Annotated in this window: 11 protein-coding genes and 1 pseudogene; 4 read left to right on the forward strand and 8 right to left on the reverse strand. The window is 40.4% G+C overall.

Annotation, left to right across the window (positions count from 1 at the left end):
* Positions 1-126: 126 nt before the first annotated feature.
* The 5 genes from I3259_RS04225 to focA form a co-directional block, all read right to left on the reverse strand.
* Complete coding sequence (locus I3259_RS04225) at positions 127-633, reverse strand: YfbU family protein (protein ID WP_105059640.1); 507 nt, start codon at positions 631-633, stop codon at positions 127-129.
* A 288-nt stretch (positions 634-921) separates the two neighbouring features.
* Positions 922-2676 carry a formate--tetrahydrofolate ligase gene (locus I3259_RS04230; RefSeq protein WP_238028476.1) on the reverse strand — a complete coding sequence of 585 codons (1755 nt, stop codon included), beginning with the start codon at positions 2674-2676 and terminating at the stop codon, positions 922-924.
* A 581-nt stretch (positions 2677-3257) separates the two neighbouring features.
* Positions 3258-3998, reverse strand: a complete 741-nt coding sequence (gene pflA, locus I3259_RS04235; protein WP_238028477.1) for a pyruvate formate lyase 1-activating protein — start codon at positions 3996-3998, stop codon at positions 3258-3260.
* Positions 3999-4312: 314 nt separating this feature from the next.
* Positions 4313-6586, reverse strand: coding sequence for a formate C-acetyltransferase (pflB, locus tag I3259_RS04240; protein WP_238028478.1), 2274 nt, complete (start codon positions 6584-6586; stop codon positions 4313-4315).
* A 56-nt stretch (positions 6587-6642) separates the two neighbouring features.
* The gene (gene focA, locus I3259_RS04245; protein WP_238028479.1) at positions 6643-7509 is read right to left on the reverse strand and encodes a formate transporter FocA; all 867 of its coding nucleotides are present in this window, start codon (positions 7507-7509) and stop codon (positions 6643-6645) included.
* 909 nt (positions 7510-8418) lie between these two features.
* On the opposite strand from focA, the gene I3259_RS04250 reads away from it, so the two are divergent.
* The 4 genes from I3259_RS04250 (at position 8419) to I3259_RS04265 (ending at position 11619) form a co-directional block, all read left to right on the forward strand.
* Positions 8419-9189, forward strand: a complete 771-nt coding sequence (locus I3259_RS04250; protein WP_238028480.1) for an ABC transporter ATP-binding protein — start codon at positions 8419-8421, stop codon at positions 9187-9189.
* A 119-nt stretch (positions 9190-9308) separates the two neighbouring features.
* A complete protein-coding gene (locus I3259_RS04255) occupies positions 9309-10085 on the forward strand; it encodes an ABC transporter substrate-binding protein (RefSeq protein ID WP_238028481.1) in 777 nt (258 codons plus the stop codon).
* Between the two features lie 98 nt (positions 10086-10183).
* Positions 10184-10924 carry an ABC transporter permease gene (locus I3259_RS04260; protein WP_238028486.1) on the forward strand — a complete coding sequence of 247 codons (741 nt, stop codon included), beginning with the start codon at positions 10184-10186 and terminating at the stop codon, positions 10922-10924.
* Positions 10925-10929: 5 nt separating this feature from the next.
* Positions 10930-11619, forward strand: coding sequence for an ABC transporter permease (locus tag I3259_RS04265; protein WP_238028482.1), 690 nt, complete (start codon positions 10930-10932; stop codon positions 11617-11619).
* A 69-nt stretch (positions 11620-11688) separates the two neighbouring features.
* Here I3259_RS04265 and grxB read toward each other — a convergent pair whose 3' ends face one another.
* The 3 genes and pseudogenes from grxB to I3259_RS04280 form a co-directional block, all read right to left on the reverse strand.
* Positions 11689-12339, reverse strand: coding sequence for a glutaredoxin 2 (grxB, locus tag I3259_RS04270; RefSeq protein WP_238028483.1), 651 nt, complete (start codon positions 12337-12339; stop codon positions 11689-11691).
* 66 nt (positions 12340-12405) lie between these two features.
* The gene (gene xthA, locus I3259_RS04275) at positions 12406-13212 is read right to left on the reverse strand and encodes an exodeoxyribonuclease III (RefSeq protein ID WP_238028484.1); all 807 of its coding nucleotides are present in this window, start codon (positions 13210-13212) and stop codon (positions 12406-12408) included.
* Positions 13213-13413: 201 nt separating this feature from the next.
* A pseudogene (locus I3259_RS04280) lies at positions 13414-13532 on the reverse strand (IS1595 family transposase); the annotation flags it as partial.

Genomic DNA, 13532 nt, shown 5'->3' on the forward strand with positions numbered 1-13532 from the left:
CACAAAAAAGAGGAGTACATGGTTTGTTATGAGCATTTTATAGCGACTAATAGCGTTAGAGAGATATAAATCATTGATATAAAAAAACCGAGCATCAGCTCGGTTTTTTTAGAGAAAAGGTGGAAATTACGCCGTTATTATTTGCTGAATTTCGTTGCAAGATAAATGGTATTGGCGTGGGCAATTACGCCATACTTTTAGCATGCGTTGGTATTTTTCTAGCATTGGAACTTGGCTATTGAAGCGATGCTCTGTTTTTTCAAACTGAGGATATAAACCTTCATCATCAACGAGGAAGCGGACGTAATGCATAAGTTGTGCTTCAGTAGCAGCATCAAAGCCGAGAAATTGTAAGCGGCGTTGATCAATATCTTTTGCGCCATCACAACGACAATCTTCAAGGTTAAACGATTCTTGGAGGGCGTGGTACATCTCCATAAAGTCGATAACTTGACGACAATCATCTTCAGGTAAATTACCAAAGTCTTTATCTAGTTCACGCATTTGTAATGCATAGCCACGTTCAACAATGGTTTGAAGGCGACGATAATGTGCTGCGTTTTCAGGTGTCAGTTTTGACATCAAGTAGTACTGATTAGATAAAATTAAGCGTTGAGCGTGGGTCATTTCCATTCGAGTTAGCCTCATTAATATTTTATTTTCTGCCATTGAGAGTAGCAGGTTAGGTATAAAATAAATTGATCTGACACCATATGGGCATCTTTTTTTGTTACAGTATGTTATTAAAAATGAAAAAACCATGATTATTGTAAGGTCTTGATTTTGGTCTATTGTTGTAGGATATCGTTAAAGCAATATATGTATTTCTACATTAGGGGAAGTGTAGGTTGTGTTGTTTTAAAGGTTGTTATTGATAGTCCTTATCAACAACAACCCTTTATTGTCAGTATCTTATTGCAGTTAGCTTAAGCCGATAATATTACCGTTAGCATCAATATCAAGATTCATAAATGCAGGTTTTTCAGGTAATCCTGGCATTGTCATTACATTGCCGCATAAGGCATAAATAAATCCAGCGCCAGCACACAGTTTTAACTCTCGTACTGGGACAGTAAAGCCCTTAGGTGCCCCTTTTATACTGGGGTCAGTTGAAATTGATAATGGTGTTTTCGCCATACAAATAGCAAGCTTATCAAAGCCTAGTGTTTTAAATTTAGCTAACTGTTGTTGGGCGAGCTCTGATAACTCGACATTACTTGCACCATATCCAACTTCAGCTACTGCCATTATTTTTTCTTCTAATGGCTGGTTTAGTTTGTATAACGGGGTGAAATTTGTTTCATTTTGACAGGCTTTCGCTACGCACTCTGCGAGTTTAATCGTACCTTCACCACCTTTACCAAAGGCTTCACTGATAGCAACGTCTACATAGGTTTCAAAACTTTCTGCTTTGATCATTGCTTGTAGTTGCGCTAATTCTTCATCTGTATCTTGTGGAAAACGGTTAATAGCGACGACAACAGGTACACCATAACGAGCAGCATTATTGATATGCCACTTCAGGTTTTCAAATCCAGCAATAAGTGCATCATGATTTTTAGCAAAAATACCGTCAGGTAAAGCTTGCCCTGGACGTAAATCATAAAGACCAGAGTTGGCTTTTAAACCTCGTAATGTTGCAACAACAACGGCGCAATCAGGGCCACGTTTGGCTTGTTGGGCTTTAATATTACAGGCTTTTTCAAATCCCATATCAGAGCCAAATCCACCTTCAGTAATAGTGAAATCACTGAGTTTTAGTGCGATTTTGTCTGCGATAATTGATGAGTTACCATGAGCAATATTGGCAAAAGGGCCGGCATGAATGAGTGTGGGAACACCTTCTAACGTTTGCATTAGAGTCGGTTCAATGGCATCGCAGAGGGTGACAGTCATGGCTCCTGCCACTTGCAGATCTTCTGTAGTGATCGGGTTACCATTAAGATCATAAGCGACGACAATACGGCCAATACGTTTACGCATATCATGAAGATCATCTGCAAGCGCTAAAATAGCCATGAGTTCAGAGGCGGCAGTGATATCAAAACCGTCATGGCGTTCTAAGCCATTAATGGTTTTATCAGGTTCATTTTGACCTATGGTGATCATTCGCAGAGCACGATCATTGTGATCCATTACGCGTTTCCAAGTGATGTTATCAATATCGATACGTAGCGCGGGTAATCCCGTTTTTTCACTGAATATGTTGTAACCTAGACGTGACTCATGATACAAGCGGGCATCAATTGCAGCAGCTGCAAGATTATGTGCAGCAGTGATTGCATGAATATCTCCAGTAAGGTGTAGGTTTAGTTTATCCATTGGTGCGACTTGGCTATAACCACCGCCAGCTGCGCCACCTTTTACGCCAAAGACAGGTCCCATTGACGGCTGCCGAATACACGCCATCACTGAGCGACCAATTTTTGCTAACCCTTGTGCTAAACCAATTGTTGTAACGGTTTTTCCCTCTCCTAGTGGTGTTGGTGTAATCGCGGTAACGACCACCAGTTTTCCTTCTGCTTGATCCGCTAATCGCTTCAAAATTGCAGGTTTTACTTTTGCTTTTAATGAACCTTGTGGTGTCAGTTCTTGTGGTTGAATACCTGCTTTTTTAGCAATGTCTTCAATTGGAGAGAGTAGGGTATCACGGCAAATATCGATGTCGTCTTTCATATAGGCTATATCCTCACAGTGGAAATCATGCGTATCTGCGTGACATGGCTAGCATTAGTTTAAAATACTATATATGTAGGTATCTACAGTAACGCAATCGTTTACTTTGTGTTTATACCATCATTTTATCATGGCTAATTTTGTTTTATTGTTATTAATTGCGTTTTGTATTGTATACAAGGTTTATAGAATGAGTGTTAAAGATAGGTAATGAAAGAGTAGGTAATTGCTCTTTAGTCACAGAGGTGAGGCAAGATATTAATATAAACAGGAGCAGTAATAATGCAAACTCTGGTTGCGATATTGGCTGTGTGTTTATTCGCCATTACCCTTTAAAATTTGTTTAAATTTGATTTATATCAAAAATTATTAGAAATATTAAAGGAAGCTATCAATGAACGAGCCAGTGACTAAGTTAAAACATACCGCCCCACTTTCTATTGGCATTATGCTATTTTTTATCACCTTTTTAATGGTTATTTTGCCATTGTCTCGTTAAGATTTATGTAGATAGTTACTGCTTAACGCAGATTTAAAAGCGAGCTGCTGATGCTCGCTTTTTTTATTTGGTGTGAAGTAGATTAGTACATCACTTTATGACCGTAACTAGCAAGGATTTCCTTAATCGTTTCCATGGTTTCTTTTTTCGGTGGCTTCACACCAGCTAATGGGTATTCAAAGCCCATTGCCTCCCACTTGTGCTCACCCAGTTGATGGTAAGGAAGTAGCTCAATCTTTTCGATATTATCCATATCTTTTATGAACTCACCAAGCAAATGAGCAGAGCGCTCGTCATCGGTGTAACCTGGAACAATAACATAACGGATCCAGGTTTTTTGACCTCGTTGGTGCAGGTAACGAGCAAAATCGAGTACGCGTTTATTTGAAACGCCGACCAGATTTTGGTGAACACTATCATCCATTTGTTTTAGATCTAGCATCACAAGATCAGTTGCATCTAAGACTTCATCAACCACATCAGTATGTTTGCGAATATAGCCATTAGTATCTAAACAGGTATGGATACCTTCAGCTTTTGCAGCACGGAAAAAGTCACGAACAAATTCAGGTTGAAGCATTGCCTCACCACCAGATGCGGTAACACCACCGCCTGATGAATTCATAAAGTGGCGGTATGATTTCGCTTCATGCATAAGTTCGTCTACTGTTGCTTCACGACCGCCATGTGTATCCCATGTATCACGGTTATGACAGTACTGACAGCGCATTAAACAACCTTGTAGAAAAACAATAAAACGGATACCCGGTCCATCGACGGTTCCACAAGATTCAAATGAGTGAATACGACCTGTTGCTGACATTGATTACTTCTCCGCATGCTGCGTTTATTTGAGTGTTATTTTATTACAAACCACCGAGGTATTGTAGCGAAATATCGGGATGAAAATTAGGGGTATTCCCTTATCTTGTGTCAATTTATCGCGAACTTATAAAATTTGGGAGAGATGACGTTATTACTAATAGATATGTTGGAATGATTAAAAAATCCGCATTGAATCGGCAAACAATAGCGAGACTTGTGGGGGAGATAGATAGACATAAAAAAACCGGTCATTAAGACCGGTTTTTATCAGAAAGCATGCTTTCTACATACTAATAAACTGTACGCTCTAAATTATAGAGATGCAGTGAAAGTACGAGAGATAACGTCAGCTTGCTGCTCTGGAGTTAGAGAGTTGAAACGCACTGCGTAACCCGATACACGGATAGTAAGCTGTGGGTATTTCTCTGGGTTTTTAACTGCGTCTTCAAGAGTTTCGCGGTTAAGAACGTTAACGTTTAGGTGTTGACCACCTTCAATGCCAGACTCATGGTGGAAGTAACCATCCATTAGACCTGCTAGGTTGTTTTCTTGAGTATCAAGATCTTTACCTAGTGCATTCGGTACGATAGAGAATGTGTAAGAAATACCATCTTTAGCGTGAGCAAATGGTAGTTTGCCTACAGATGTTAGCGATGCTACAGCACCTTTCTCATCACGACCGTGCATTGGGTTAGCGCCTGGTGCGAAAGGAGCACCTGCACGACGACCGTCTGGAGTGTTACCCGTCTTCTTACCGTACACAACGTTAGATGTGATAGTTAGGATAGACTGAGTTGGGATCGCATCACGGTACATCTTGTGTGAACGGATCTTGTTCATGAAGCGTTCAACTAGGTCACAAGCAATGTCATCTACGCGAGCATCGTTGTTACCAAATTTAGGGTAATCACCCTCAACGTTGAAGTCTACTGCTACGCCGTCTTCGTCACGGATAGGAGTAACTTTAGCGTACTTGATTGCAGATAGTGAGTCAGCTGCAACAGAAAGACCAGCGATACCACAAGCCATTGTACGCTTGATGTCACGATCGTGTAGAGCCATTAGCGATGCTTCGTAGCTGTACTTGTCGTGGCTCCAGTGGATAGCGTTTAGCGCTGCAACGTAAGTTGTTGCTAACCAATCCATGAAGTGATCAAGACGAGCTAGAACGTTGTCGTAGTTGAAGTCTTCATCTTTGATTGGTGCTTCTTTAGGACCCACTTGGATCTTAAGTTTCTCATCCACACCACCGTTGATTGCGTAAAGCATAGTCTTAGCAAGGTTAGCACGCGCACCGAAGAACTGCATTTGCTTACCAACAACCATTGGAGATACACAACAAGCGATTGCGTAATCGTCAGAGTTCATGTCTGGACGCATTAGGTCATCGTTTTCGTACTGGATAGAAGATGTATCGATAGATACCTTCGCACAGAACTTCTTGAAGCCTACAGGTAGTTGCTCAGACCAAAGCACAGTGATGTTTGGCTCTGGAGAAGGACCCATAGTGTATAGGCTGTTTAGGAAGCGGAAGTTAGTACGTGTAACTAGTGTACGACCGTCAAGACCCATACCACCCATTGATTCTGTTGCCCAGATTGGGTCGCCAGAGAATAGCTCATCGTATTCAGGTGTACGTAGGAAACGAACCATACGTAGCTTCATTACGAAGTGGTCGATCATTTCTTGCGCTTGAGCTTCAGTGATCTTACCAGCGGCGATATCACGCTCGATGAAGATGTCTAGGAAAGTCGAAGTACGACCTAGAGACATTGCAGCACCGTTTTGTGATTTAACTGCAGCTAGGTAGCCGAAGTAAGTCCACTGAATAGCTTCTTGTGCAGTAGTAGCTGGAAGTGAGATATCACAACCGTATTTAGCCGCCATAGTCTTGATTTGACCAAGCGCACGGTGTTGCTCACAGATCTCTTCACGACGTTGCATTGTCATTTGAAGATCTTCGCCTTGCTCGAACATCTCTTGTAGAGAGTTGAATTGAGCTAGCTTGTCAGCCATTAGCTTGTCGATACCGTAAAGTGCGATACGACGGTAGTCACCAATGATACGACCACGGCCGTATGCATCAGGAAGACCAGTTAGAACACCAGACTTACGACACTTAAGGATAGAAGGAGTGTAGATATCGAAAACACCTTGGTTGTGTGTTTTACGAAGTTCTGAGTAAACCTTCTTAATTGTAGGATCTAGTTCACGACCGTATACTTTGCATGAGTTTTCGATCATGCGGATACCACCGTTAGGGATCAGACCACGCTTAAGAGGAGCGTCAGTTTGAAGACCTACGATAGTTTCAAGTTCTTTGTTGATGTAACCTGCATCGTGTGCAGTAATAGTAGAAACAACGTCAGTATCGAAATCAACAGGTGCGTGAGTCGCGTTTTCCTGTTTGATGCCTTCCATTACAGCTTCCCAAAGTTTAGCTGTAGCTGGAGTTGCTTCCGTTTCTAGGAAAGAGCCGTCACCTTCGAAAGGTGTGTAGTTCTTTTGGATAAAGTCACGAACGTTTACTTCGTTCTGCCAATCACCAGCTGTAAAGCCTTCCCATGCAGCAAATTGCTCTGCCATTGTATACCTACCTATACTATTCAGTAGAAAAAAATAAGTGTTACCGACGTTAGAACTTAGTGGTGGTTATTACCTTTAAGTTCAGGACGACGGTGAATAACCCAGTAAGTTAGACCAACTAAGAAACCACCACCAATAATATTACCAATGGTGACTGGAATTAAGTTGTTCATAACGAAGTTGTTAATTGTTAAATCTGCGAACTGTGAAGGGTTTACACCCGTCATTGTCCAAAATTCTGGCGATGCAAAGTTCTGAATAACGATACCCATTGGGATCATAAACATATTTGCAATGCTGTGTTCAAAGCCACATGCAACGAACATTGCAACGGGCAGTAACATAACCATGATCTTATCAGTTGCACTGCGGCAGGAGAATGTCATCCAAGTTGCCAAGCAAACCATTAGGTTACATAGCATACCGAGCACAACAGCTTGACCGAAACTATGGTGTAGTTTGTGTTGCGCAATCTTCATTGCAGTAATACCCCATTGGCCACTATCGCCAAGGTGCTGTTTTGCGATCCAAATACAGATCACAAAGAAAGATGCACCAATGAAGTTACCAACGTAGACAACAACCCAGTTTCGTAATAATTGACCTGTAGTAATACGATTACTTGCGCGAGCAACAGTGGTGAGAACAGAAGAGGTAAAAAGCTCGCCGCCGCAAATAACTACAAGAATTAAGCCTAGGCTAAATGCCAATGCGCCTACAAATTTGGCCATACCCCACGGCATTGAACCAGCACCTGTAGTAACCGTAGTGTAGAACACAAATGCAATAGAGATGAATACACCAGCGGTAATCGCTAAGAAGAAAGATTGTAGTGGGTGCTTAGTTGCTTTGTAAACACCAACTTCTTCAGCTTTATGTGCCATTGCTGGTGGCATTAATGAGTCGAAAGGATTATTTTCCATTTTCTCAGGTGCTCTTTAATTGAGTTGAAGTGAGATTAAATTCGCTGATGAGATAATACCAAAGGTGACGAATCATATATTTGACCTAGATCATTGCGGTGAAAATTTATAACAAAATTGGACATTTTATGACACAGTGAAAACTTATAACTAATTGATATCTAAGGATATAATTTTTTTGATAAAACTAAAAAAAATTTTAATGTAATTTTTTTACATTTAAAACCCTTACTTATGTGTAAAAATAATTATCATTTAAAATCATGTTGTTATGTGTTTTGTTGGTTTTTTTTAACGTATATATGACGTTAAAGTTAGCCAATAAATTCAAAAAAAATTTAATTGTTACTAAAAAATGTGAATAACCACTTTTATTGTAATGTCATCTTGTTTTTTTTGTTAAATTTCACGGGAGGCATGCTAGATAAGTAACATACTCACTCACCATAATATGCATTTTTGAGTCATTTTTATTCTTCAGACAAACATAGCAGACTAAGATCAGAATGCGAGTTTTTGCTCCCCCTTATTCTTGTTAAAAAACACTATAAAGACGTCAGCCATTTTTTCGTCAATATCAAGTCAATAAAATAGACATAAAATAAAATATCGCTCAAATCTTACCAGTTGGTCTTTTGTCCTTTATTGACATAGTCAAAAAAATACACATTTCCATCTTCATGAAGAGAGGTAACACAAAAAGCAATATGATTATTTATGCTGTTTTTTTGTATATGTAGTCGGTTGATGGTGCTGTTTGGTATATGACATTTAGGTTAATGAGATGTTGCAATCGTGAATTTCAGATGATACTTTCAAAAAAGATGATTTTTAATGAAATGTCGTGCTTTGCTACAGAATAGGTATTCGAGTAGTAGATAATTTCTACAGGGACAGGAGTTTGCGCACATGAAGGATGACGTGGCGCTAGAAGTAAAGAACCTGCATAAATCTTTTGGTGACAATGACGTATTAAAAGGTATTTCGCTCACCGCTAGAGGGGGAGATGTCGTCTCGATTATTGGCTCATCAGGCTCTGGCAAGAGTACTTTTTTACGTTGTGTTAATTTGCTTGAAACACCTACCCAGGGAGAAATTTGGGTTAATGGTGAATTAATTAAAATGCACAGTAATCGTAGAGGTGAGTATTTACCTGTTGATGATAAACAAGTTCAGCGTATTCGCGCTCGTTTAGCTATGGTGTTTCAAGGTTTCAATCTATGGTCGCATATGACGGTATTACAAAATGTGATTGAAGCGCCAGTACATGTGCTTGGTGTTCCCAAAGCTGAAGCGATAGAAAAGGCGGAAGCCTTACTCAAAAAAGTGGGATTATTTGAACGCCGTAATTATTATCCTGCCCACTTATCAGGTGGTCAACAGCAGCGTGCAGCGATTGCTCGAGCCCTTGCTGTTGATCCTGAAGTGATGTTGTTTGATGAACCTACATCTGCCTTAGATCCTGAACTGGTGGGGGAAGTGTTAGGTGTGATGCAAGATCTGGCACAAGAAGGTCGTACCATGCTTGTGGTTACCCATGAAATGGCTTTTGCTCGTGATGTCTCAAATCAAGTGATGTTCTTACATCAAGGCATTGTTGAAGAGCAAGGTCACCCCGATAAGTTATTCACCCAGCCTGAATCTGAAAGATTACAGCAATTTATTTCGTCTATTTACTAAACTTAGTGTTATCGACTAAGACACAGAGGCTGACCCTCTGTGATTAGGTAACCGTACGAATAGTACAAGGTTCGCAGCATAGCTTGGTGTGAATCATTAAACGTAGCAGGAGAAGCGATATGAAAAAATGGATTTTAGCCGCAACATTAATTTCAGCGATGAGTGCGTCCGTTGCCCAAGCAAAAGAATGGAAAGAAGTACGTTTTGGCATTGAAGGTGCTTACCCTCCTTTTAGTTGGACTGAGCCTAACGGCGAGCTGAAAGGTTTTGATGTGGATATGGCAAACGCGCTTTGTACACAAATGCAGGTGAAATGTAAAATTGTAGCCCAAGATTGGGATGGCATTATTCCATCTCTGCTTGCTCGTAAATACGATGCAATCATCGCTGCAATGTCTATTACCGAAGAGCGTAAAAAGAAAATCGACTTTACTGGTAAGTATGCTCTTATCCCGAACAAGTTTGTTGCAAAAAAAGGTACCGAACTTGATTTTACCAAAGAAGGCCTTAAAGGCGTAAAGATTGGTGTTCAACGTGCAACGACTCATGATAAATACTTAACAGATAATTTCGGTGAGTCTGTTGAAATTGTTCGTTACGGCTCATTTGACGAAGCCTACCTAGATTTAAAAGCTGGTCGTATTGTTAGCGTATTAGGTGATGCATCGGCATTAGAAGAAGGTTTGCTAAATAAAGATGGTGGTGAAGGTTTTGAATTTATCGGTCCATCATTAACGGATCCTAAATGGTTCGGTGAAGGTTTTGGCATTGCCGTACGTAAACAAGACAAAGATCTAACTAAAAAACTGGATGAAGCAATTCTTGCACTGCGTGAAAACGGTCAATATAAGCAGATCGCTGATAAGTATTTCAAATATGATGTTTATGGTCAGTAAGTCATAAATGAATAAAGAGCACCTAGCTTTTGATGTGGCGATCTCGTCAAAGGATTAGGCTAAGTGCTCTCTTATTCGAACAATGAAGGAGTATGACGTTGTTCGATTTATATGGATATGGATGGTCTTTAGCCCAAGGGGCGATGATAACAATACAAGTGGCACTGCTTTCTCTTTTGTTAGCAGCAACACTGGGCATGTTAGGCGCTTTAGCAAAACTCTCACCTTACCGTTGGGCGCGTGCTATTGCCACTCTTTACACTACAGTTATTCGCGGTATTCCTGATCTTGTTTTAATGATGCTGATTTTTTTCGGCGGTCAAATGCTGCTTAATGATAGCTTGTATAACATCAACGAGTGGCTAAATAATTATTTTACCCAGTCAGATCCTACTCATGAATGGACGAGTTATTTACCCGATTATATTGAGATCAGCCCATTCGTCGCGGGTATTTTAACTATTGGCTTTATCTTTGGCGCGTACATGGCAGAAACGTTCCGTGGTGCGATTTTAGCGGTGGATAAAGGTGAGTTAGAGGCGGGTAAAGCTTATGGCATGAGTGCGTTTTTATCTTTTCGCCGTATTTTATTGCCTCAAATGATCCGTCATGCTTTGCCTGGTTTTGGTAATAACTGGTTAGTGTTATTAAAAACCACTGCACTGGTTTCTATCATTGGTTTAGATGACATGGTGCGCAAAGGGGCATTGGCTGCTGGAACCACCCAAAAACCGTTTACGTTCTATTTTACTATTGCGGTTGTGTTTTTGATCTTTACCTCTATTTCAACCTTGGCACTGAATTGGGCCGAGCGTAAATACAGTATTCCGACGAGGTAGAGCCGATGGACTTTAGTATTTTTACAGAAAGCTGGGAAATCTATCTAGAAGGTTTTTACACCACAGTGTGGATGGTTGCAGTATCGTTATTTATAGGTTTAATTTGCGCTATCCCCATTGGAGTAATGCGAAACAGCAGTAATAAATTTATTGCATTTCCAGCTTGGGCATATATTTATTTCTTTCGTGGTACGCCACTGTTGATCCAGCTTTATCTTATTTATTACGGATTAAGCCAAGTTATCAATGTTCAGGACACAATGTGGCAAGAAGCATGGTTCTGTGCCTTAGTTGCTTTCATTTTAAATACTGCCGCATACACTGCTGAAATTATTCGAGGCTCTATTAATAGTATGCCGCAAGGTGAGATAGAAGCAGCGAAAGCTTATGGCATGAGTCCATTTCAAGCGTTTCGTCGCATTATTCTTCCAAGTGCATTACGCCGCGCGTTACCGGCATACAGTAATGAAGTGATCTTCATGGTTCATGGCTCAGCCGTTGCTGGTATTGTGACAATTGTTGATTTAACAGGTGCTGCGAGAATTGTGAATTCTCGTTATTACGCACCATTTGAATCTTTCTTGTTTGCAGGGCTTTGTTATATGGTGCTGACGTTTGTCATCATCTGGGTATTTAAAAAACTTGAAGCGCGGTATTTACGCCATTTACAACCATTAACTGAGATAACAGATTAATAGGTTGAATAGAAAAAGCTCAGCAGGCTAATAATAGATGCTGAACTTTTTGTTTATAGGCGCTCTCTTTTACACTGCCACATCATCATAAAGTGGGACAGAAGTCAGTACTGCGATTTCATCAATGTATTGACGTACGCGAGTTGGGTAGTGGATCCCCTTCACGACAGTTAAGTTACGCAGTATTGGGAATAGATGAATATCATCATAGCTAAGTTGGTTGCTACGCTCAGAAGGCAGTGTTACCCATTCTAATGTTTGCAGCGCTTTATTGGCCAGCTCAATGTAGTGCGAAGAGTCATCAAAAGCTTGTTCAAAGCTGACGGATAACATTGGTGTTTTCTTGTTGTAGAACCACGTTTTTGCTTCTTCAACCTGAAACTCTGGTAGATCTACTTTTAGCCAGCGTGGGTAGAGTAGGTAAGGTACACAATCTCGTGCCGCTTCAGCCCATTGTACTAATTTATCTTGATGTACCTCAGGCGCTAAAACAGGACTGCCATCGTTGTTGTCGATAAATTTAACGACATCTAGGCTCTCAGCCATATAGCGACCATCTGGCTTTTGTAAAATAGGTACCATGTTAGCGCCTACTTTTTCGATACGTGCGTCAATATCGTGATTTTGTAGGTAAACCAATTCAATATCGGCTTTTTTTAAGCCCGCAATCATCATTGCTTTTACGCAGAAAGGGCAATGATCAAATACAAACAACTTCATAGTTAGTCCCTTGTGGTGAAGTAGAGTGAAGATAAAAAAGGTGAGTAGAGACTCACCTTTTATTGATTATTTGAAGACAGACCAAATAGGTGCGTGATCAGAGGGTTTTTCGATACCACGTAATTTGTAGTCGATATCTGACTCAATACAGCGCTCTGCTAGTGATGGCGTAGCAAGAATAACGTCAATACGTAGACCTCGATTATCAACAAAGCCTTTCGAGCGGTAGTCAAACCATGAGTATTTATCATCTACCGTTGGGTGAAGTTGACGGAAGGTATCGATAAACCCCCAGTCTAATAAGGTTTGTAACCACTCACGTTCAACAGGTTGGAATGAACACTTACCTGTTTTTAGCCAGCGTTTAGCATTAGCAGGACCAATACCGATATCTAAATCCGTAGGACTTATATTAATATCACCCATCACGATCAATTCTTCATCGTTAGTGTGGGCAGCATTTAGGTAATTCATCAGATCTGCGTAGAACTTCTCTTTTGCAGGGAATTTAGTTTCGTGCTTAATATTATCGCCCTGTGGGAAATAACCATTCATCACAGTGATGTTCTTGCCATTGTCTTGCTTAAAGGTGGTCATGATCATTCGACGTTGAGCATCTTCATCATCGGTTGGGAAGCCTTTTTGTACGCTAATTGGCTCTTGCTTACATAGCATCGCAACACCGTAATGGGCTTTTTGACCATGGAAGTAAACTTTGTAGCCCATCGCTTCAACATCCGCTAAAGGGAAGGCTTCATCATGAACTTTGATTTCTTGTAAGCCGATTACATCCGGCTGATGCTTTTCAATTAAGGCTTGAAGTTGGTGAAGGCGAGCGCGTAGCCCGTTGATATTGAAGGAGATAACTTTCATCATTTATTCCGATTTCTGTCAGTTTTTAATTACGGATAAGCCAAGATACTAACATAGATATTTAACGCTGGTAGAGGCTATTTCTTTTAAATAAACGATGAGGTTAATCGATATTAAGTAAATAATATTAATGTAAAAAGAAGGCGACGAGAAAGATAAAGAGCCGCCTTCGGTAGGTATCGATTACTTTAAATTACCTGATTACCAGCGAGACTCAGCCAAGGTTAATAATTTCTCTGGCATCGGTGGTGATTTTGCACCACATTTAATCAGCGTATTGAATATATCTTCAACTCGAAACCGATAATTAAATCGAAAAC

Source organism: Photobacterium sp. Ph5 (assembly GCF_022129445.1).
Lineage (GTDB): Bacteria > Pseudomonadota > Gammaproteobacteria > Enterobacterales > Vibrionaceae > Photobacterium.